Genomic DNA, 20,496 nt, shown 5'->3' with positions numbered 1-20,496 from the left:
TGTAGCACATATACCGGTCTGGGCATTTTCGACCGAATGCACAATGCGCCACCGGGGACTTGCCCTTGGCCGGAACCCTGCCTACGATCAACGCGTTTCACCTGACCAGTGAATTCTTACGAGGGGAACCAGTGTCCGCAACACGTCGCGCGGCGGCAGGAATTTTGTCGCTTGCCACGCTTTCCGCCGGAATGATATTCGCCGGTGCCGCACCGGCTTCCGCAGCCGGTGGCTGCCGTACGTTCTCCAAGGCGTACTACCCGTCCGAGGCCAAGGTGTCCATGCGCCTCGGGCACGTGAAGATGCGCGTCCAGATCTGTGAGAACAAGAAGGGCGACATCACCGACAGCCGCGCCTGGAGCGAGGAATCGACCACCGCGCCCGCCAAGCTGCTCGGTTGGGAAATCAAGTTCAACACGCCGTACCAGTCCGGAAAGAGCAAGACGGTCGTCACCTGGACGGCCACCGGCAAGGCGCAGACCTGCCTCGCCGGAAAGATTCCGGTCTGCAGTTACGCGGAAGACTTCAAAGTGACGGGGACGTACTACAGCAGCAGCTTTATCGGCCCGGTGGCCGGCGGCAAGGGCAAGGTACACTGGAAGCCCAAGTGCGTTAACAAGTATTGCAAGTTGAAGTTCAACACGACCAAGTAGCAGCAACCGGGAAAGAGGAGGACATGCCGCAAGAACACACCGGACGTATTCGTACGCGGCGCTGGGCGCCTCTCCTGGTCCTCTTCGTCACCTGGGTCTTCTCCGCGATCGGTTGGGACCGCAACGGTGGCGAACCCAGCATTCCCTGGGCGCTGGGCGGCCTGGCGGCCGGACTCTGTCTGGCCGCCGTCGTCCATCGACTACGCAAGCGCTGAACCGCGCGCCGGCGACGCGCTCTCCATCGCCGTACGCCGAACGCCCGGCCGGGTCCGCCCGGCCGGGCGTTCGGCATTTCTCCTCGCATATGAGGATCGGGAAAACGCTCTCGCATTAACGGTGACGCGCACCACAATAACGCCCCCGGCGAGCGGATGAAGCGCCGCGCAAAAGCGCCCGGCGGCGTGATCCGGCGCACGGGACCTTGGTCCTCTACGGCCCCACGCCGTAGAAGCCGCTCGCCGTATGCGGCCGTATGGAGGTCTCACTCACGGCGTCGCTCCGGCTTCTACGGGGTCGCATAGCAGATCGCCACGCACCACCGCTATTGCTTTCCGATTTCGCCGCCGCTAATCATGGTGGAGCACCGGGAAAGAGCGCTGCGCCCTTCACCGCAGAAGGTGAGCGCGGTCACGCACCCGGATCACATCCTTCGTATTGCGCAGCCGGCACCACATGCCCGAATCCGTAACCGGCCGCGTCCCCCTTTTACGCACCAGCGTCCCGGAAGAGGTTTCCGCATGCCGATGCCCACTCTGCTCCGTTCCGTCCGCGTGACCAAGACCCGCAAGCTCTCCGCCGCCGTGCTGGTGGCCGCCGGTGCCACCGCGGCGCTGACGGTCCCCGCCGCGGCCGGCGAGGCGCACGCCGCTTCCTCGGCCGCGCCGTCCGCCGTGCAGCCGGTCTCCGCGAACGGCCAGCCGGTGGGTGCCAAGACCAAGGCCGCCGACCCGAAGGCCGGCGAGCAGGCCGCGAACCTCGCCGACGCGGTGAAGGTGACGGCCGTGGCCGCCCAGGGCCACACCGCCAAGGAGGCCGCCAGCCGCGCCGCCGACCGCAAGCCGGTCGAGGCCGCCAAGCCGCACTACGCGAACAACCTGGACGGCTGGATCAAGGAATCGCTGGCCATCATGAAGGAGAAGGGCATCCCCGGCAGCTACGAGGGCCTGCACCGCAACATCATGCGCGAGTCCAGCGGCAACCCGAACTGCGTCAACGACTGGGACATCAACGCCAAGAACGGCATCCCGTCCAAGGGCCTGCTCCAGGTCATCCAGCCCACCTTCGACACGTACCACGTCGAGGGCACGGCCCACGACCTGTTCGACCCGGTCGCCAACATCACCGCCGCGGCCAACTACGCCGCCCACCGCTACGGCTCCATGGACAACGTCAACTCCGCGTACTGAGCCGGAGAATGGAACGCGACCTCCGGGTCGGCTGCCGACGGGCCGTCGAGCAGGGGCCTGGCCGCGCCCCGCAGTGCCCGGTCGAAGAAGGCGCTCACGTACGAGGTGGTGATCTCGCCCGACCGCCGGCCGGACAGCGGCACCGTCGGATCGCCGGCACCCAGTTGCGCGCCGAGCACCGGCAGGTCGAGGAACGAGAAGTGGCCGGCGCCCTTGACCGTGAGCCAGCGTTTCCAGCCGTCGAGGCGGCGCCAGGCACTCGGCCAGGTGGTGTCCTCGCCGCCGGGCGCGTGACCGGCGGCGGTGCCCAGCATCAGGAAGGGGCGCCCGCCGAGGCCGGACCGCGGCACCGGTGCGAAGAACGAGCCGTCGAGGTTCACGCCGGCGCGGATCCGGTCGTCGGTGCTCATGGCGTGTGCCGCGGCGTTTCCGCCGAGCGAGTGTCCCGCCGCTCCGACGCGCCGCGGGTCGATCATCGCGGAGTGCGCCCAGAAACGCGTCCGGCCGGTTTCCGGGCGGCGCAGCAAGGCGTCGACGAGGAAAGAGATGTCGGCTGCGCGGTCTTGCGCGGCCTTCCCCATCCGTTTCTTTTCCGCCGCGTCCGTCGGTTCGCTCTCCACCGTGCGGCACGCTGCGCAGGTGAGGGTGCGGCCGCCGGGAAAGGCCGTACCGAACGACTCGTAGGCATGGTCGACCAGGGCGACGACATAACCGCGTGAAGCCAGGTCCTCGGAAAGCAGCGTGAGGGTGGCGCGCGAGAGCGAAAAGCCGGGCGAGAGCACGAGCAGAGGATGTTTACCGCCCGCCGGGCGCGCGCCGGCGCGAGCGTTCGTACGTGTCGCGGCGAGCTGCCCAGCGTCGAATACGCCGTCCAGTCTCCGCCCCTCCAGGAAAAACCTGGCTTCCTCCGGGGACATGTACGGAACGCTCTCTCCGCCGCCATCCGGATGCGCGGGGTAATACAGGGACACCATCAATTCCCGCTCGGCGGTGGGCACCCAGGGGTCGCGCCGCTTCTCGTCCACGAGGTGCCGGACGTCCCGCCCGACCGCGTACGGCCCCGTGGGGCGCGGGATGGCGAGCTGGGTCGCGGAAGCGGCGAGAGGCGCGGCGGCAACCGTGGTGGCGGATACCGGCGGGGCGGCTTCGGCCCGGCCCGCGACGAGCGCGAGCGGCAGTGCCGAGGCCAGCAGAAGTGCGGTGGAGGCGAGACGTGTGCGGATCATGGGCCAGAGCGTAGGAAGGGGCGGGTGGCGCTCTGCACTGCCGAAGGACAGCCGTGAACATGACTTTGGTGGGTGGCACTCGCCCCGTGGATCAGCCCGTCGACATCGTCGGCGGTGAGCCCGGACGCGGTGTACCGGGAGTCGCCGAGCCTGCTGGTGATCCGCGTGCACGGCCGCGCCGCCCCGGCGCCACGGATCCGGCCGGGCATAACACCTGAAGACATGTACACTTATTACACGAAGCCCCGCGGCTCCCCCGTCCGCGGGGCTTCGTCGTATCCGCGGCGCGGTCGCCGGGCCAGTGGCGGGACCACCCGAAGTGGCGCCCTTGGCAGCAAACCCCATGGCAGCGGAGCCGTTTCGGGTGTCAGAGTTCCCGCATGGCTCTCTCCGCTACCTCTTCCGCCGCTCCGGTTTCCGGCGCCTCCGCCACCTCCGCCGCGTTTCCCCGGCAGTTCGCGCGCACCCGGCGCTTCACCCTCGGTGTCCCGGGCCGCTTCGGCGTCTCCCCGGACGGCAGCCGCGTCCTGTTCGTCCGTACGGGCGGCGGCGACGACCCCGTAGGCCGGCTGTGGCTCTACGAGGGCGGAGCGGAACGGGTCCTCGTCGATCCGGCGCTCCTGGAGGGCGACGGGGGCGCGTTCTCGGAGGGGTTGCTGCCCGAGGAGGAGCGGCTGCGCCGGGAGCGTGCGCGTGAGCACGCGACGGGCGTGGTGGCGTACGCGACGGACGCCGCAGCGCGCGTGGTGGCTTGTGCGCTCTCCGGCGCCCTGTGGGTGGTGCGTACGGACGGGAGCGCCCCCTTCCACGTGCCGGCCGCCGGCCCGGTCGCCGACCCCCGGCCCTCCCCGGACGGGCGGTTCGTCGCGTACGTGACCGGCGGATCCCTGCACGTCGTCCGCCTGGAGGACGGTACGGACCGGTGCTTGGCCGCCGCGGAGGGCCCGGACGTCACCTACGGGCTCCCCGAGTACGTGGCGGCCGAGTCGATGCACCGGACCCGCGGCTTCTGGTGGTCGCCGGACAGCCGCCGGATCCTGGTCGCCCGGGCCGACACGTCGGGCGTGGCCCGCCGTTACATCGGCGACCCGGCACGGCCCGAACAGCCGCCGCGCGCGGTCCCGTACCCGTCGGCGGGGACGGCCAACGCCGAGGTGTCGCTGCACATCGTGCCGGTGGCCTCCGGCGAGGCACGCGTCGAGGTGGACTGGGACCGGGCCGCGTACGAGTACCTGGTCAGCGCCGGGTGGGACGGGCACGGGCCACTCGTCGGCGTACAGAGCCGGGACCAGCGGACGTTGCGCACGCTCACGGTCGACGACGGCAGCGGCGCGACCGCGGTCCTGCACGAGCGCACCGACCCCGCCTGGGTGGAGATCGTGTCCGGCACCCCGGCCCGTACGGCCTCGGGGGCGCTCGTCCTTCCCGAGGACGCGGACGGCACCCGCCGTCTGAACATGGGCGGCAGAAACGTCACGCCGCCCGGACTGAACCTGCGCGAGGTCGTCGCCGTTGAGGGCGAACGGGTGTGGTTCACCGCCCAGGAGGAGCCGACGGAACTCCACGTGTGGAGGTGGGACCCCCAGGACGGACCGGTCCGCCTGAGCGAGGGTCCCGGGTGGTTCACCGCGGCGGTCGGCGGCGGCACGGTCGTCCTGTCCGGGCTGACCCCGGACGGGCCGGTGACCGGCGTGTCCGGCCCCGTACCCGGTACGCCGCCCGGATCCGTCGCGTCGCTCGCCGAGGAGCCGGCCGTCGCTCCGCGCCCGCGGCACCTGGTACTCGGCGAGCGCGAGTTGCGCGGCGCCCTGTACCTGCCCTCCTGGCACGAGCCCGGTACGGGCAGGCTGCCGGTACTGCTCTCCCCCTACGGAGGACCGAGCGTCCAGTTGGCGGTGCGGGCGCGTACCTGGTTCGGCTGTGTGGCGCAGTGGTTCGCCGAGGAGGGCTTCGCCGTACTGGTCACGGACGGCCGCGGCACTCCGGGGCGGGGCCCGGCGTGGGAGAAGGCCGTCCACGGCGACCAGCTCACACCCGTCCTGGAGGACCAGGTCGACGCGCTGCACGCGACCGCCGAGCGCTTCGCGGACCTCGACCTGGAGCGGGTGGCGATCCGCGGCTGGTCGTTCGGCGGGTTCCTGGCGGCGGCCGCCGTCCTGCACCGCCCCGACGTCTTCCACGCGGCGGTCGCCGGCGCCGCCCCCACCGACCAGCGGCTGTACGACACCCACTGGAAGGAGCGCTTCCTCGGCCACCCCCGGGAGGCGCCGGACGCCTACGCGCGCAGTTCCCTCGCGGGCCACGGCCACCTGCTCCGCCGCCCGCTGCTCCTCGTACAGGGGCTGGCGGACGACAACGTGGCGCCCGCGCACACCCTCCGCTTCTCGGCCGAACTGCTCGCGGCCGGCAAACAGCACAGCGTGCTGCCGCTTCCCGGAGCAGGGCATTCGCCGGCCGACGCGGCGGTGACCGAGAACCTGCTCCGCTTCGAACGCGATTTCCTGCGCGACGCGCTCGCCAAGAGCTGAACGCCCTCCCCCGCCCCTCCGTATGGAACTTCCACAACGCCCGCGGACCGCACGGACCACGTGACACACGGCTCACGGGGCGCGGCGCCCACGGGCAGGGAATGCACCGACAGCCGGAGGCACAGCATGACTCAGCAGGCTTCAGCGGGACGGGCGGGCACGGGGACACCACGCCGCACGGTCGTGGCGGCGGCCGGCGCCGCGGGACTGGCCGCCGCCCTCGCGGCATGCGGGAACGACACGGACGGGTACGGCGGCAGCGCGTCCTCCGCCGCTCCCGAGACGTCGCCAGGCTCTTCGTCGCCAGCCGGAGGCGGCGGCGCCGAGGACGGCGGAGGAACCGGCGCGGGCGGCGCGGCCGGAGGCGTACTGGCGAAGGTCACGGACATCCCCGAGGGCGGGGGCAAGGTCTTCAAGGACCACAAGATCGTGGTGACGCAGCCGGCGGCGGGCGAGTTCAAGGCGTTCTCGGCGATCTGCCGGCACCAGGGCTGCCTGGTCGACGAGGTGGCGGGCGGCACGATCAACTGCCCCTGCCACGGCAGCAAGTACGCGGTCGCCGACGGCAGCGTACGCAAGGGTCCCGCCACACAAGGGCTCCCGGCGGCCAAGGTCAGCGTCGAGGGCGACTCGATCAAGCTCGGCTGACGCGTCCCGAGGTACGGGGCGCGCCGCCGGTCATCCGGGGGCGGTCCCGGGCCTGCGCGGCTTCGTCCAGCAGGAGACCAGCTCGTCGGTGGTGGTGACGGTGGCCACGAGGGCGAGGGTGTGGCGGACCATCGCCGTCGTGTAGTCGGCCGGCACGCCGGCGATCGCGTCGGCGGGCACGACGGCGGTGTAGCCGAGGTTGACCGCGTCGAAGACCGCGTTGGGGACCGCCACGTTGGCCGACACCCCGGCGACGACGAGGGTGCGGCAGCCGAGGTTGCGCAGCAGCGGGTCCACGTCCGTACCGGCGATCGGCGACAGGCCGTGCAGCCTGCGCACGATCAGGTCGTCCTCGCGGACGGGTATCGGCTCGGCGATCCGGACCGCGGTCGTACCGGCGAGCTGTTGTACGGGCAGGCGTTCGGCGGCGCTGAACAGGCGCGCGTTGCGGCTGGCGCCCCGGCCGTCGGGGCGCCGCTCGGCGACCGCGTGCAGCACCTGTACGCCCGCGACGTGCGCGGCCGCGACCAGCCGGGCCACCCGGCCGAGCGCGCCGGTCCTGCGGGCCGCCTCGGCGAGCTCCGGCAGCGCGCTGTCCGGTCCGACGACGCCCCGCTGGCACTCGACGGTGAGCAGCGCCGTCGTGGCCGGGTCGGTCTGCTGCGAGAGGTGCGCGCCCGTTGCCATCGATGCGTCTCCTTGTTGTCACCAGCGGCCGGAACGTGACGCCGGCGCCGTGGTCGCAAGCCGCGTGAGAGTAGCCGCCATCGCGCCGGCGGGGAAGGGCATTGCGCCGGCAGGGAAGAGACCGCATGATGCCTGGCACTCGGCAGGCCGGGCCGGTCCGCGCCCGCGGGCCGCACAGCGGAGGTGGACGAGGCATGACCGCCACACAGCGGCGCGGGCGCCGCATCATGATGACGCCGCCGGAATTGGACGCCTTCCTGGCGGAGCAGCGCACGTGCCGGGTGGCCACGGTGGGCGAGGACGGCACCCCGCACGTCGGCGCCCTGTGGTTCGTCTGGGACGGCGCGGCGCTCTGGCTGTACTCGGTCGTCCGCAGCAAGCGGTGGGCGCAGCTGCGCAAGGACCCGCGGATCGCGGTGGTCGTCGACGACGGGCACGACTACGGGGAGCTGCGTGGGGCGGAGCTGAGCGGCAGCGCGGCCGTCGTGGGCGGGGTACCGCGGACGAGTGACCCCTGCCCGGAACTCGACGCCCCGGAACGGATGTTCGCCGCCAAGTACTTCGGCATGGAGGAGATGCCGCACGACGGGCGGCACGCCTGGCTGCGGCTGGTGCCGGACTCCGTCGTCTCCTGGGACTTCCGCAAGATGCCGGGGTGAGCGGAGCGCGCCGGTACCCTCGCGCGGCGCCGCGTGATCGCGTTGTCGGTGGTCTCTGCCAAAGTGGTGGGGGACGGCCCGCTTCCGGCGGATCCGGGCCGCCGGCAACGACGTGGGACGACGAGGACGAGGGAGACCTGGTGAACGTGCTCTTTCCGACGCTGGGCGACGCATCGCCGCAGCCCGCGCTGCGCTTCGGCGAGCGTGCGCTCAGCTACCGTCAGCTGGCCGCGGTGGCGTGCCGGCTCGCCGAGCGCCTCGGCGGCCAGACCCGGGTGGCCGTCTGGGCCACGCCCACGCTGGAGACCGCCGTCGCTGTCGTGGCCACGCTGCTCGCCGGGGTGCCCGCCGTGCCCGCCAACCCGAAGATCGGCGAGAGCGAGCTGGCGCACATCGTGTCGGACAGCGGCCCGGCGCTCGTCCTGGCCGAGCCGGACGCCGAGCTGCCCGCCGCGCTGGCCGCTCTCCCCCGCCTCGACGTCGACACCGGTACGGGCGACGAGAAGGTCCCCCCGCTCCCGTACGAGCCGGTTGCCGAGTCCCCTGCGCTGATCGTCTACACCTCCGGCACCACCGGCCCGCCCAAGGGAGTCGTCATCCCCCGCCGGGCCATCGCCCACACTCTGGACGCGCTGGCGGAGGTCTGGCAGTGGACGGCCGACGACGTGCTCGTGCACGGCCTGCCGCTCTTCCATGTGCACGGCCTCGTCCTCGGGATCCTCGGGCCGCTGCGGCGCGGCGGCAGCGTCCGCCACCTGGGGCGTTTCAGTACCGAGGGCGTCGTGAGAGAGCTGGGGGCGGACGGCACCATGCTGTTCGGCGTGCCGACGATGTACCACCGGCTGGCCGTGGAGGCGGGCGAGAACCCCGCTCTGGCCAAGGCGCTGTCCCGGGCCCGTCTCCTGGTCTCCGGGTCGGCGGCGCTGCCGCGCAGCGACCACGAACGGCTCGCCGCTGCCGCCGGCTGCCGCGTCGTCGAGCGGTACGGCATGACCGAGACGCTGATGAACACGAGCGTACGGGCCGACGGCGACCCCGCACCCGGCAGCGTCGGCGTCCCGCTGCCCGGCGTGTACGTCCGGCTCGTCGACGAGACCGGGCAGGCCGTCGAGGCGGACGACGGCGAAACGGTGGGCGAGATCCAGGTCCGCGGCCCGAACCTGTTCGTCGAATACCTCAACCGCCCGGACGCCACCGCCGCCGCCTTCGACGGCGGCTGGTTCCGTACGGGCGACATGGCGACCCGCGACGCCGCAGGCAACTACCGCATCGTGGGGCGCAAGGCCACGGACCTGATCAAGAGCGGCGGGTACAAGATCGGAGCGGGCGAGATCGAGAACGCGTTGCTGGAGCACCCCGGCGTCGGCGAGGCCGCCGTCACGGGCGAGCCGGACGAGGACCTGGGCGAGCGGATCGTCGCCTGGGTCGTCCCGGCGCCCGCGGCCGAGGGCGCGCCCGCACCGACCGGTGCTGACCTCGCCGACCATGTGGCCCGGCAGCTCGCTCCGCACAAGCGCCCCCGCGTGGTCCATTTCCTGGAGGCCCTGCCGCGCAACGACATGGGCAAGATCCTCAAGCGGGAACTCCGTGCGTAGCGAACCACCGCTGGGGGCGGGCGGGTCCGGCGGGGCCGATGGCGGGGCTGACGGCGGGACGGGTGAGACCGGCGGGCCCCGGGGCGCGGACGATCGGTCCATACCGGCCGGGCCGTCCCCGCGCTGGACCGCGCGCGAGGCGGTCGCCGTGGTGACGGACGACTTCACCGAGCTGCCCGCGCCCGACGACGAGACGTTGGACGATGAGCCGCTCGACGACGGGCCGCTCGGCTGGCACGGGTACGGGGCCGCGCGGCAGCGGGCCCGGGAGCGAACCGGTGAACGCGAGTCCGTGATCGTCGGAACCGCCCGGGTCGCAGGCGTGGAAACCGTCCTGGTCTCCTTCGAGTTCGGCTTCCTCGGCGGCTCCCTCGGCCGGCGCACCGGCGACCGGCTGGTGGCCGCCTTCGCCCACGCCCGCGAGCGGCGCCTGCCGGTCGTGTCGTTGATCGCCACGGGCGGCAGCCGGATGCAGGAGGGAATGCGGGCGCTGTCCCAGCTCCAGCGGGTGGCCGCCCAGTCGGCGCTGAACCGCGCCGCGGGGCTGCCGCAGCTCGCCGTGGTCCGCGATCCGACGACCGGGGGCGGCTGGGCGACGCTCGGCGCGGGCGCCGACGTGGTGCTCGCGCTTCCGGGCGCGCAGGTCGGCTTCGCCGGCTCGCGGGTACGCCCGGCAGGCGCCGACCCGTACGCGTACAGCGCCGAGGGCCAGTTGGCGGCCGGGCAGCTCGACGCCGTCGTCCCGCCGGACCGGTTGCGCGCGACGCTCGGCGGCTGGCTGCGGCTGCTGTCTCCCGGCCCGGCACGGGCGGCCGATTCCGATACGGCCGGTGCCGATGTGACCGGTGCCGATACAGCCGGTGTCCATGCTGCCGGTGCCGATGCGGCCTCCTCCGTGGAAGCCGCCCCGCTTCCGTACGCTCTCGGCGCGACCTGCCTGCCGGAGTCCGGCTGGGATGCGGTGCGCGCGGCCCGCGACGAGCGACGCCCGCGCGCCGCGGCCTACCTGGACGCGTACTTCGAGTGGCGCGAGGAGATCAGCGGCGACCGCTGCGGCGGCACCGACACGGGTGTGCGCTGCGGGTTCGGCCGGCATGACGGGCGCACGGTCGCGTTCGCCGCGCAGTGCGGCACCGCCGTACGCCCCGCGGGCTTCCGCACGGCCACCCGGCTGATCCGGCTGGCGGACCGGCTCGGCCTGCCGGTGCTCACGCTCGTGGACACCCCGGGCGCGGCCAACGACCCGGCCGCCGAACGGGCGGGCGCCGGCGCGGCCATCGCGGACGCCTTCGCCGCACTGGCCTCGGTCCGTACGCCCGTCACCTCGCTGCTCGTCGGGGAGGGCGGGTCCGGCGGCGCGCTGGCGCTGGCCGCACCGGGGCGGCTGTGGGCGACGCCGGACAGCTATTTCTCCGTGATTGCGCCGGAATCGGCCGCCGCCATTCTCAAGCGCGACGCGAGTGCGGTGCGGGACACCGCGGACCAACTCCGCATCCGCCCGCAGGACTTGCTGGACCTGGGCATCGTCCAAGGCATCGTGTCCCCGCCCAACCCCGGCTGACCGGCCTGGGACGACGACAGGCCCGGCCCTCCCCCACCCCGTGCGCCACACTGGCCACATGGACGACATCCTCATCCGCCCGGCCCGCCCTGACGAACTCACCACCGTCGCCGCACTCCGGTGGCAATGGGTGCAGGAGAACGACGGTACGCCCGTCACCACACGCGACGCGTTCATACAACGCTTCACGGACTGGGCGCGCGAGAACGCTTCCTCCCATCACTGCACAGTGATGCTCCGCGGCCACGCGGTCATCGGCATGGCATGGCTGGCGGTCACCCGGCGCGTGCCGAGTCCGCGCACGCTGGACCGGGCGTCGGGCGATGTGCAGTGTGTGTACGTGGTTCCGGGCGAGCGGGACGGCGGGCTGGGCGGGCGGATGATCGACGCGGTGCTGGAACTCGCCCACGGGATGGGCCTCGAACGCGTGACGGTCCACTCCAGCGACCGGGCGGTCCGGGCCTACTCCCGGCACGGCTTCGGCACCTCCCCCCGGCTGTTGCAGGCCGACGTGGCGCCACCCGGCCGGCGGTCCGGGCCGCCGGCTTCTTCAGTCCTCCCAGACCGGGACCGACGGTAGGCCCCGCTCGGCGCGGGCGCGGTCGGTCAGCTCTCCAGAGTGACCACGTGCAGGTGGTGCGTCCGGTGGGCGTCGTCGCCACGGACGTACAGGAGATGGCCGGACATGCCGTGGTGACCCGCCCAATAGCCGAGACGGGCCAGTTCCGCGTCGCGGGACCCGACGGCACCGAGGTCCTCGGCGGCGGCCATCAGATCGATGACGGGCTTGGCGGCCAGCCCGGGGACGGCCGTCGAACCGATGTGCTCGATCTCCGTGATCGCTCCGGACAGCGCCTCGCGCACCTCCGCGATCGCGCCGGCGGCCGCCACCGGCCAAGCCGGGTCGTACGGGACTACCTCGATGATCCGCTTGGCCATGCGCGTCATTGTGCCGGCCGGCCGGTGCCCGGATCACGGGCTTTCAGCGCCCTTCCCTCTCTTGTCCCGTCCTGCGCAACGCGGTGACGGCCGCGCGGATCGACGGCCGGCGGTCGGCGTCGGCACGCCAGACCGCGTAGACGTGCCGGCGCATGGTGTGCCGTACGGGCACCACGCTCACGCCCTGCGGCACCGGCCCGCGCCCCAGCCGGGGGGCCACCGCCACGCCGAGCCCCGCGCTGATCAGGGCGAGTTGGGTGGGGTGCTCCTCCACCATGTGGGCGACGCGCGGCTCGATTCCCTTGCTGCGCAGGGTGAACATCAGCCAGTCGTGGCAGAACTCGCCCTCCGGCGAGGCGATCCACTCGTCGTCGGCGAATTCCTCCAGCTCGACCGAGTGACGGTGCGCCAACGGGTGGCCGGCCGGCATGGCCACGTCGGCCGGGTCGTCGAGGATCGGCGCCTTGGCCAGACCTTCGGGCAGCGGGAGCGGGCGGTTGTGCCAGTCCAGGACGACGGCCAGGTCGATGTCGCCGCGCACCACGCCCCGCACCGACGCCTCCGGTTCCATCTCGCGCAGTTGCGCCCGAAGTTGGGGGTGCTCGGTGCGGAGTTGGACCAGCGCGCCGGGCAGGAGGTCACGCGCCGCGGTGGGGAAGGCGCCGAGCCGCAGCTCGCCGACGGCCTGCCCGCGATGTGCCTCAAGATCGGCTTGGGCCAGCTCGACCTGCGAGAGGATGCGGATGGCGTGCTCGGCCAGCAGCCGGCCGGCGTCGGTGAGACGCACGCCCCGGCCGTTCTTGGCCAGCAGCTGCTGGCCCGCCTCCCGCTCCAGCTTGGCGAGTTGCTGCGATACGGCGGAGGTGGTCACATGCAGCCCGTCCGCCGCCGCGCTCACCGAGCCGTGCCGTGCCACCGCGCTCAGGGTCCGCAGGCGATCAAGGTTCAACATGTAAGCAATGCTAAGCGGTGACCACCACGAAAACTCGCTTGTGCTAAGAATTGACTACGCAGCATCGTGGTTCCCATGCGCACCGCCGTCCCCCAAGGAGCCGTTGCGGCTCCCGCCTCACCGAGCCCTTCCCCCACCGGTTCTCCGGCTGCTTCCGCCGCCAATCCCCCTGCTACCGCGGCCACGCCACCGGCAACGCCGGGCCCGCGGCGTCCCGCCCTCGACTGGCGCGTCCGGTTCGGCATCCTGTGCTGCGTCTGGGGTTTCAGCTTCCTCTTCATCAAGGTCGGCACGCAGGGGTACGCGCCGCTGCAAGTCACCTTCGGCCGACTGGCCTTCGGCTCGGCGGTGCTCGTCGCCGTACTGCTGGCCAAGCGCGAACGGCTGCCCCGCTCCGCACGGACCTGGGGCCACCTGGCGGTCGCCGCGCTCTTCCTCAACGCCCTGCCGTTCTCCCTCTTCGCCTACGCCGAACTCACCATCCCCTCGACTCTCGCCGGCATCTGCAACGCCAGCTCCCCGCTGTGGGGCATGGCGCTTTCGCTGGTCGCCCTCTCCGAGGACCGGCCCACCCGCCGCCGCGTCGCGGGCCTGGGGCTCGGCTTCCTGGGCGTGCTCACCGTGCTCGGCGCCTGGCAGGGCTTCTCCGGCACGGACCCGGCGGGCACGGCGATGGCCCTGGGCGCCTCCCTGAGCTACCCGATCGGCTGGATCTACGTCCGGCGCACCCTCGGCGGCGCCAAGGAGTCCAACGTCGCCCTCTCCGGCGCCCAAATGCTTCTGGCCACCGTCCAGGTCGGCGTGGTGACCGCCCTCTTCACGTCCGCTCCCGGCTCGTTCCCCCTCGTCCCCCTTCTCGCGGTCTTCGGCCTCGGCGCACTGGGCACCGGCCTGGCCTTCCTGTTGCAGTACGGCCTGGTGGCGGAGGTCGGCCCGACCACCGCGCAGATGGTCACCTACTTCGTCCCCGTGATCGCCACGGCGGCGGGCGTCGCCCTGCTCGGCGAACGGCTCAGCTGGAACACCCCCGTCGGCGCCTTGATCATCCTGGCGGGCGCCGCCCTGACCCAGAGCCGTCCCCGCCGGACGGCCCATCGCCGCACGGCCCCTCGCCGCACGGCCCTTCGCCTCCCGCGTCGGCGGGCGGCCGAGCGGCGTGACCGGTCATCTCGGCAGTGATCGCCCACCGCTCGTGGCCCCGCCAGGCACCGTCCAGGTACTGGAAGTGCGGTGAGTACCCCTCGCGCCGGAAACCGAGCCGTTCGACCAGCCGGAGGGACGGGACGTTGCCGGGTTGGATGTTGGCCTCCAGCCGGTGCAGCCCCAGCCTGGTGAAGGCGTACTCCACGACGAGGCGCACGCCTTCGGTCATATAGCCGTGCCCGGCGGTGGACGCGTAGGCGACGTAGCCCAGGGACCCGCTCCGGAGGGAGCCCCGCACCACGTCGTTGATGTTGACGCCGCCGACGATCGCGCCGCCGGCGCGGAGGCAGACCACGAAGCCCTCATGGGTGGGCCGGTCGAACCTCGCCACGTACGCGCGAAAGGCTTCCGGCGAGGTGTCCCGGGCGGGGACCCACGGGCGGTGCAGCGCGGCACTCTCACGTTCGAAAGCCGCGATCTCCTCCCGGTCGCGCGCGCAGACGCGCCGAACGGCAACCCGCGGACCACGGACAAGAAAGCTCTGATCAGCCATCGCGCGATCGTAGTCAACATCGTCCCCCTCCTCCTGCGATCCCGGCACTCGTTCCGGTTCGCCGTCGGCCGGGCGCACGCCCCCGTACGCCTCCTGGTGTGCTCAGTCGTGGCGTCGACTGTCGTAACGTCCTCAGTCGTAGCGTCCTCAGTCGTAGCGGCGCGCCTCCCTTGGTTCGATGGCCGACGCGATGGTGTCCGCCAGAGCCGGGATCTCGCTCTCGGCAAGACCCGCGATCGTGACCCGTATGCCGGGCGGCGAGTGCATACGGAAGCGCGCTCCGGGCGCTACGGCCCACCCCGCGTGCAACAGGCGGGCCACCGCGCCGGTTTCGTCCGGGACGGGAATCCATACGTTCATCCCGCTGCGTCCCCGGGCGGAGATTCCGCGGGCCGCCAAGGCGTCGAGCAGCGCGCCCCGCCGTCTGCCGTACGCGTCCGCCACCGCTTTCGGGTCCACCGCTCCCGTACGCCACAGGTGCACCAGCGCGTCCTGGAGCAGATGGCTCACCCACCCCGGCCCGAGCCGCTGGCGCCCCCTCACCCGGTCCACGGTCACGTCGTCCCCCGCCAGCACGGCGAGCCGCAGGTCGGGGCCGTACGCCTTGGCCGCGGAGCGGACGAACGCCCAATGGTCCGTGGCCCCCGCGAGCGGGTGCAGCGGGAGGTCGACGATGTCGTGGCCGTGGTCGTCCTCGATGAGCACCACGTCCCGGTGGCCGGCCAGCACCTTCCGGAGCTCCCGTGCCCTCCCCGAACCCAGCACGGCGCCCGTGGGATTCTGCGCCCGGTCCGTGACGACGAGGGCCCGCGCGCCCTCCTTGAGCGCCCGGCCCACCTGCTCGGGCAGCGGCCCGTCGTCGTCCACCGCGACCGGCACGGCCCGCAGCCCGAGGCCGGGAATCAGATCCAGCAGGCTCCCCCATCCCGGGTCCTCGACGGCCACCGCGTCGCCGGGGCGCAGATGCGCGCCGAGCACCCGCTCCATGGCGTCCAGCGCGCCCGAGGCGACAGCGATCGGGCCGCTCGGCACGCCGTCCGCGTCGAAGGCGGCGCGGGCCAGCCGCTCCAACTCCGTACCGACGGCGGGGGCGCCGTACAGCGTCGGCTGCTCGGCGCTGCGCGCCGCGGCCTCGGCGAGCGCCGGCCCGAGGGCGGGCAGCAGCGCGGGGTCGGGGTTGCCGGAGGCCGCGTCGCGCACGCCGGGCGGAACGGGCCCCAGCGCCACTTCGCGCACCGTACTGGCCGGCCGCGGGCGTACGCGACTGCCCCGGCGGCCCGCCGTTTCGATCACGCCCCGCTCCCGCAGCGTCCGGTAAGCGGACGCGACCGTGTTGGGGTTGACCTCCAGATAGACGGCCAACTCTCTCAGCGGGGGCAGCACTTCGCCCGGTTGGAGCTCGCCCGCACCGACGGCTCGCTCGACGCTGGCGGCAATCTCCGATGCGCGCCGCCCTTCGATCCGATACTCTCCTAGCACAAAACAAATTATGCACTAGTGCAATGGAGACGGCAATGCCCCAGGCGATCCCGGACCAGTCTTTCGCGCCGACGGAGCGCACCGTACCGACCCGCGCCCGCGAGCGCGCCGCCTACGACCACGAGACCGTGCACGCCATCCTCGACGCCGGCTACCTCTGCCACCTGGGCTTCGTCCGCGACGGCGCCCCGGTCGTCCTCCCCACCCTCTACGGCCGGGTCGGCAACCGCCTCTACGTCCACGGCTCGACCGGCTCGCGCCCGCTGCGCATGTCCGGCGCGGCGGCCGACCCCGGGCTGCCCGTGTGCGTCACGGTCACGCACGTGGACGGCCTGGTCCTGGCCAAGTCCGCCTTCCACCACTCCGTCAACTACCGCAGCGTCGTCGTCCACGGCACCGCTTACCAGGTCACCGACCAGACCGAGAAGACGGCCGCGCTCGACGCCCTCGTCGACCACGTCCTGCCGGGCCGCGCCGCCGACTCCCGGCCGGCGAACGCCAAGGAGCTGGCCGCCACCGCCGTGCTCCGTCTCGACCTGGAAGAGGTCTCCGCCAAGATCCGCGCCGGCGGCCCCAACGACGAGCCCGAGGACCTCACGCTCCCCCACTGGAGCGGCGTCCTGCCGGTCTCCCCCGTGTACGGAGCCCCGATCCCCGCCGACGACCTCGCCCCGGGCATCACCGAGCCCGCCTACCTCACCGCGCGCTGAAAGGAGCCCGCATGCTGATCCACCCGTGGGACGCGCCCGCCGACGACACCGAGTGGCAGCACTGGCTGGCCGGCCACGACTTCGGCCAGCTCGCCGTCAACGGCCCGCCCGGTGAGCCGCCCCTCGTCCAGCCCCTGCACTTCGCCTACGACCCGGCCCGCCGCGAGGCCGTCACCCATCTCGCCCGCCCCAACCCGGTGTGGCGGGCCCTGGAAGTGGCCCCCGCCGTCCTGTTGAGCGTCGTGGACGACTACGTGTTCATACCCGGCCCGTGGCAGGCCGACGAGGGGGTCCCGCCCGAGCACGGCGTCCCCACCAGCTTCTACGCCGCCGTACAGCTCACCTGCACCGCTCACGTCGTGGACGACCCGCACGCGAAGGCCGCCCTCCTGGAACGCCAGCTGGGGCACTTCCAGCCCGAGGGCGGCTCGGCGCTGGTCACCGCGGACGGACCGCCGTACGGGCGGCAGCTGGCCGGCATCCGCGGCCTCCGGCTCGAAGTGACGGACGTACGGGCCAAGTTCAAGTACGCGGGCAAGCGGAGCGAGGCCGTCCAGCAGAGAATCTCGGCACGTCTGGCCGAACGGGACGGGCCTCGCGACGCCCAGGCCCGCGCCCACCAGCAGCGCCGCCTGGCGGCCTGCCCCCGCTGACGTTCCAGGAGGGCGCGCCGGCGGCGGGCCGGGCAGCGCGGGCCGGTCGTCACACCCGGGTCAGCACACCGCTTCCGGCTGCGGCGCGCCCGTACGTGCCGCCACCGCGCCCCGCGCCTCGGCGACGGCCAGCCCGGCCACGGCCGCGAGCAGCACCCCCGTGCCCACGGCCGTGCCCGCCGTCAGCCGCTCCCCCAGGAAGAGCACCGCGATCGCCGCCGCCGACACCGGCTCGACCAGTGAGATCACCGATGCCGTCGCCGCGCGTACGGCCGCCAGCCCCGCGAAGTACAGGCCGTAGCCCAACGCCGTCGGCACGGCGGCGATGTAGCCCATCAGCCAGAGGCTGCGGCCCAGTTCGTGGGCCTGCGGCCAGAGCCCTTCGGCCGCGGCCAACGGCAGCAGGCACGCGGATCCGACGGCGAACGCGCTGATCGTCGAACCGTACGGGTCGGCGGCGCCGCCGGCCCTCCCCAGGCGGCGGGTGGTCAGCGTCATCACGGCGCACCCCGTGGCGGACAGCAGCGCCAGGGCGACCCCGGCCGGCCGCACCGTACCGGAACCGCCGCCTCCGAGCACCAGCACCGCCAGCCCGCCCAACGCGCCCGCGACCGCCGGGACGCCACCGGCGCCGAGGCGTTCGCCCATGGTCAGCCGCGCGCCGAGCGCGATGAGCACAGGACCGGCCCCCATGGTCACGACCGTGCCGACGGCCAGTCCGGTCATTTCGACAGCCGCGAAGTAGGCGGTTTGGAAGACGGCCAGCGCCACCCCGGTGACGAGGATCGGTACGGCACGGCGCCGCAGCGGAGTGTCCGGGCGGACGGCGGACACCGGCGCGCTCGCCACCCGGCGGCGGCGCAGGACCGCCCGTGCGGCCAGCAGCAGCACGAGGCCGCCGGCGGTTCGCCAGAAGGTGAGTGCCAGAGGGCCGAGGCCGCTGATCCGGTAGAGGAGCGCGGCGGCCGCGCCCGCCGTGCCCCAGGCGGTCGCGGCGACGGTCACGTACAACAGGCCCCGGCCCACGGGCAGGGCAGGGGAAGGGACTCCATGCATGAGTGTGCTTCTCCGGGAGATCCGGCACGGCGCGGAACGCCGTGAAACGGTCGCGTGGTCCCGTATGCGGGCAGCGACGACCTGCCCGGGACTGGCCCGGACCGGTTCTTCCTCGGAGGCCGCCGCCCGCGCTAGGCGGCGGGAGGAGGCAGCACGGTCGAATGCATGCCCGTCACTTTAGGTGGCGTGCAAACCGGCCGACAAGCCCGTTCCCGCGCCGGACCGCCCCCTCCCGCGGCGCGTCCTCCTGCCCCTTGCCCGGCTACCCCTCGTCCGGCCGGTCCCGCCTCGGTGTCGACGACTGCGCGACGAGCGCACCGGCCAGCACGACCGCCCCGCCCACGATCTGCGGCGCGGACAGGTGCTCGCCGAGCAGCACCCACGCCAGCACGGTCGCGATCACCGCCTCCAGGCACGCCACCACCCCCGCCACCTGCGGGGAGAGCCGCCGCACGGACAGTACGCCCGTGAGGTAGGCCAGTACGGTCGCGACCAGCACGATCCACACGAGCAGCCACACGGCGGGCACCTCGGCGCCGCCCATGTGCGCGCTGCCGCCGAGCACCGCCCAGTCCATCTCCCAGGGCCGCGTGACCGCCGTCAGCAGGACCGCGCCGATCAGCAGCCCGTACGCGATCACGCCCAGCGGGTCCGCCGCTTCCGCGCCGTCGCCGCCGTGGTCGGAGAGCACGAAGTAGCCGACCTGGCAGCAGGCCGCGCCGAGCGCCGGCGCGAGTCCGACCGGGTCGAAGCGCAGGCCGGACCACACCTCGACGACGCAGGTCAGCCCGACGACCGCCAGCAGGACGCCGCAGGCCGCTGCCCGCGTGACCGGCTTGCGCTGCACGAACCTGACCCAGCCCAGCACCAGCGCGGGCGCGAGGTATTCGACGAGCAGCGCGACACCGACGGGGATACGGGAGATCGCGGCGAAGTAGCACGCCTGTACGCCGGCGACGGCGAGCAGGCCGAAGCCCGCGAGGAGCGCGGGTCGGCGCAGCGGCAGGCGCCGGTGCCGCCAGGCGACGGGCAGCATGACGAGCGCGGCGCCGGCCGCCCGCAGCCAGGTGACGTGCAGGGGATCGAGGCCCGCGGTGATCAGCGGTTTGGCGGCCACGCCGGAACTGCCGAAGGCGAAGGCGGATATCAGCGCCAGGACGAGCCCCCGGCTGCGGGCGCGCGCCGGCCCGCCGGCGCTGCCCGGTTTCTCCTGGGCACCGGCAGCCTTCGCGCTCCCTACCGCCCCTGAGTTCCCGTCGCTCCCGTGGGTGGCCTGGTTCCCCGTAGACGTACGCATCGGCACATCATGACAAGACCTGTCAGGAGCGTCACCCCTGTTCGACCTGTCATTCCTGGCCGGAGCGGTCCCCGTCGAGCCGGGCGGCCAGCCGCCGGGTGTCGATCGAGGCCCGGCGCAGCACCTCGACGGCCCGCGATTCCGGGTCGTCCACGAGGGCCGCGAGCAGGTCCAGGCAGTGGGCGTGCGTCGCGTACCGGGCGTGCGCGCGGTCGAGGGCGCCGTCCAGGGCGGCTGCCGCGGCGGGCGACCAGCCCGGCACCGCGTTCTCGCTCACCACGGGCACCGCGCCGGAGTCCTCGACGGTGCCGTGCCACTGAAGGCCGTAGCCGATGCTGCGCTGGACGAGGTAGCCGAGCAGCCGGGCGACCTGCGGCCCGCCGTCGAACGCCGCCCGTACGCAAGGGTCCGTCTCCAGGAGCCCGTGCAGCAGGTGCGCGGTGTCCACCTGGTGGTCGCCGTCACGCGTGGCCCTTCTGCGGGCAGCGGAGACCACCGACGCGAGCTCCACGGTGAGCTGCGCTTCGAGGTCCTCGTGGCGAGAGCCTCCTCCGCTGTCGCACGCAGTACGGTTTGGCACAGTCCCCACCCCACCAGCCGCCGGCGCCCGGAACATCCCCGGCGGGAAGCATTCGCGCATCCCCCGGTGGTTGGGCGCCGCTTCCCGCAATCTCATCCTTGCGGAGGAGAAGCGGCCGTGCCGCGCCGGGCCGGGGCCCGACGCGGCACGGAAGCAGCGAGTGGTGCGCTG

The 20,496-nt window shown here is 73.1% G+C and carries 20 protein-coding genes and 1 pseudogene; 12 read left to right on the top strand and 9 right to left on the bottom strand.

Features of this window, described 5'->3' with window-relative positions:
• The first annotated feature begins 65 nt into the window (after nucleotides 1-65).
• From ACH4OW_RS38295 to ACH4OW_RS38285, 3 genes are all read left to right on the top strand, one after another.
• Nucleotides 66-653 carry a hypothetical protein gene (locus ACH4OW_RS38295; RefSeq protein ID WP_398033409.1) on the top strand — a complete coding sequence of 196 codons (588 nt, stop codon included), beginning with the start codon at nucleotides 66-68 and terminating at the stop codon, nucleotides 651-653.
• 23 nt (nucleotides 654-676) lie between these two features.
• Complete coding sequence (locus tag ACH4OW_RS38290) at nucleotides 677-868, top strand: hypothetical protein (RefSeq protein ID WP_360141587.1); 192 nt, start codon at nucleotides 677-679, stop codon at nucleotides 866-868.
• Between the two features lie 522 nt (nucleotides 869-1,390).
• A complete protein-coding gene (locus ACH4OW_RS38285) occupies nucleotides 1,391-2,059 on the top strand; it encodes a transglycosylase SLT domain-containing protein (RefSeq protein WP_398033406.1) in 669 nt (222 codons plus the stop codon).
• Here ACH4OW_RS38285 and ACH4OW_RS38280 read toward each other — a convergent pair.
• Nucleotides 2,023-3,285, bottom strand: a complete 1,263-nt coding sequence (locus ACH4OW_RS38280) for an alpha/beta hydrolase family protein (protein WP_398033403.1) — start codon at nucleotides 3,283-3,285, stop codon at nucleotides 2,023-2,025. The two genes, ACH4OW_RS38285 and ACH4OW_RS38280, sit on opposite strands and share 37 nt — an antisense overlap.
• Nucleotides 3,286-3,665: 380 nt before the next feature.
• Here ACH4OW_RS38280 and ACH4OW_RS38275 point away from each other — a divergent pair, with 380 nt between their 5' ends.
• Together ACH4OW_RS38275 and ACH4OW_RS38270 are read left to right on the top strand one after the other, a co-directional pair.
• A complete protein-coding gene (locus tag ACH4OW_RS38275; RefSeq protein ID WP_398033401.1) occupies nucleotides 3,666-5,813 on the top strand; it encodes a prolyl oligopeptidase family serine peptidase in 2,148 nt (715 codons plus the stop codon).
• Between the two features lie 126 nt (nucleotides 5,814-5,939).
• Nucleotides 5,940-6,461: a Rieske (2Fe-2S) protein gene (locus ACH4OW_RS38270; RefSeq protein ID WP_398033398.1), complete on the top strand. Its 522-nt coding sequence runs from the start codon at nucleotides 5,940-5,942 to the stop codon at nucleotides 6,459-6,461.
• A gap of 30 nt (nucleotides 6,462-6,491) precedes the next feature.
• Here the strand turns inward: ACH4OW_RS38270 and ACH4OW_RS38265 are convergent, their stop codons facing one another.
• Nucleotides 6,492-7,148, bottom strand: a complete 657-nt coding sequence (locus ACH4OW_RS38265; protein WP_360139171.1) for a cysteine hydrolase — start codon at nucleotides 7,146-7,148, stop codon at nucleotides 6,492-6,494.
• Between the two features lie 194 nt (nucleotides 7,149-7,342).
• On the opposite strand from ACH4OW_RS38265, the gene ACH4OW_RS38260 reads away from it, so the two are divergent.
• From ACH4OW_RS38260 to ACH4OW_RS38245, 4 genes are all read left to right on the top strand, one after another.
• Nucleotides 7,343-7,807: a pyridoxamine 5'-phosphate oxidase family protein gene (locus ACH4OW_RS38260; protein WP_360139174.1), complete on the top strand. Its 465-nt coding sequence runs from the start codon at nucleotides 7,343-7,345 to the stop codon at nucleotides 7,805-7,807.
• 140 nt (nucleotides 7,808-7,947) lie between these two features.
• Nucleotides 7,948-9,402, top strand: coding sequence for an acyl-CoA synthetase (locus ACH4OW_RS38255; RefSeq protein ID WP_398033395.1), 1,455 nt, complete (start codon nucleotides 7,948-7,950; stop codon nucleotides 9,400-9,402).
• Nucleotides 9,403-9,550: 148 nt separating this feature from the next.
• Nucleotides 9,551-10,963, top strand: a complete 1,413-nt coding sequence (locus ACH4OW_RS38250) for a carboxyl transferase domain-containing protein (protein WP_398033392.1) — start codon at nucleotides 9,551-9,553, stop codon at nucleotides 10,961-10,963.
• A 58-nt stretch (nucleotides 10,964-11,021) separates the two neighbouring features.
• A complete protein-coding gene (locus ACH4OW_RS38245) occupies nucleotides 11,022-11,543 on the top strand; it encodes a GNAT family N-acetyltransferase (RefSeq protein ID WP_398033389.1) in 522 nt (173 codons plus the stop codon).
• Nucleotides 11,544-11,569: 26 nt separating this feature from the next.
• Here ACH4OW_RS38245 and ACH4OW_RS38240 read toward each other — a convergent pair whose 3' ends face one another.
• Nucleotides 11,570-11,902, bottom strand: coding sequence for a GrpB family protein (locus ACH4OW_RS38240; RefSeq protein WP_398033387.1), 333 nt, complete (start codon nucleotides 11,900-11,902; stop codon nucleotides 11,570-11,572).
• 43 nt (nucleotides 11,903-11,945) lie between these two features.
• Nucleotides 11,946-12,854 (bottom strand): LysR family transcriptional regulator, encoded by a 909-nt coding sequence (locus tag ACH4OW_RS38235; RefSeq protein WP_398033384.1) that lies wholly within the window; start codon nucleotides 12,852-12,854, stop codon nucleotides 11,946-11,948.
• Nucleotides 12,855-12,929: 75 nt separating this feature from the next.
• On the opposite strand from ACH4OW_RS38235, the gene ACH4OW_RS38230 reads away from it, so the two are divergent.
• Nucleotides 12,930-14,033 carry a DMT family transporter gene (locus tag ACH4OW_RS38230; protein WP_398033382.1) on the top strand — a complete coding sequence of 368 codons (1,104 nt, stop codon included), beginning with the start codon at nucleotides 12,930-12,932 and terminating at the stop codon, nucleotides 14,031-14,033.
• A 79-nt stretch (nucleotides 14,034-14,112) separates the two neighbouring features.
• On the opposite strand, the pseudogene ACH4OW_RS38225 reads toward ACH4OW_RS38230, so the two are convergent.
• Nucleotides 14,113-14,550 (bottom strand): annotated as a pseudogene (locus ACH4OW_RS38225) (GNAT family N-acetyltransferase); the annotation flags it as partial.
• Nucleotides 14,551-14,697: 147 nt separating this feature from the next.
• Nucleotides 14,698-16,029 (bottom strand): aminotransferase class I/II-fold pyridoxal phosphate-dependent enzyme, encoded by a 1,332-nt coding sequence (locus ACH4OW_RS38220; RefSeq protein WP_398033379.1) that lies wholly within the window; start codon nucleotides 16,027-16,029, stop codon nucleotides 14,698-14,700.
• 35 nt (nucleotides 16,030-16,064) lie between these two features.
• On the opposite strand from ACH4OW_RS38220, the gene ACH4OW_RS38215 reads away from it, so the two are divergent.
• On the top strand, nucleotides 16,065-16,739 hold the full coding sequence (locus ACH4OW_RS38215; RefSeq protein WP_398033376.1) for a pyridoxamine 5'-phosphate oxidase family protein: 675 nt from the start codon (nucleotides 16,065-16,067) through the stop codon (nucleotides 16,737-16,739).
• A gap of 11 nt (nucleotides 16,740-16,750) precedes the next feature.
• On the top strand, nucleotides 16,751-17,392 hold the full coding sequence (locus tag ACH4OW_RS38210; protein ID WP_398033373.1) for an FMN-binding negative transcriptional regulator: 642 nt from the start codon (nucleotides 16,751-16,753) through the stop codon (nucleotides 17,390-17,392).
• A 60-nt stretch (nucleotides 17,393-17,452) separates the two neighbouring features.
• Here ACH4OW_RS38210 and ACH4OW_RS38205 read toward each other — a convergent pair whose 3' ends face one another.
• The 3 genes from ACH4OW_RS38205 to ACH4OW_RS38195 form a co-directional block, all read right to left on the bottom strand.
• The gene (locus ACH4OW_RS38205) at nucleotides 17,453-18,448 is read right to left on the bottom strand and encodes a DMT family transporter (protein ID WP_398033371.1); all 996 of its coding nucleotides are present in this window, start codon (nucleotides 18,446-18,448) and stop codon (nucleotides 17,453-17,455) included.
• 262 nt (nucleotides 18,449-18,710) lie between these two features.
• Nucleotides 18,711-19,745, bottom strand: coding sequence for an EamA family transporter (locus tag ACH4OW_RS38200; RefSeq protein WP_398033368.1), 1,035 nt, complete (start codon nucleotides 19,743-19,745; stop codon nucleotides 18,711-18,713).
• A gap of 49 nt (nucleotides 19,746-19,794) precedes the next feature.
• Nucleotides 19,795-20,325, bottom strand: coding sequence for a Clp protease N-terminal domain-containing protein (locus ACH4OW_RS38195; RefSeq protein ID WP_398033366.1), 531 nt, complete (start codon nucleotides 20,323-20,325; stop codon nucleotides 19,795-19,797).
• Between the last annotated feature and the right edge of the window lie 171 nt (nucleotides 20,326-20,496).

The organism is Streptomyces sp. NPDC017056 (genome assembly GCF_044332485.1).
In the GTDB taxonomy this organism is placed as follows: domain Bacteria; phylum Actinomycetota; class Actinomycetes; order Streptomycetales; family Streptomycetaceae; genus Streptomyces.
This window is presented reverse-complemented; position numbering and strand designations above follow the sequence as displayed.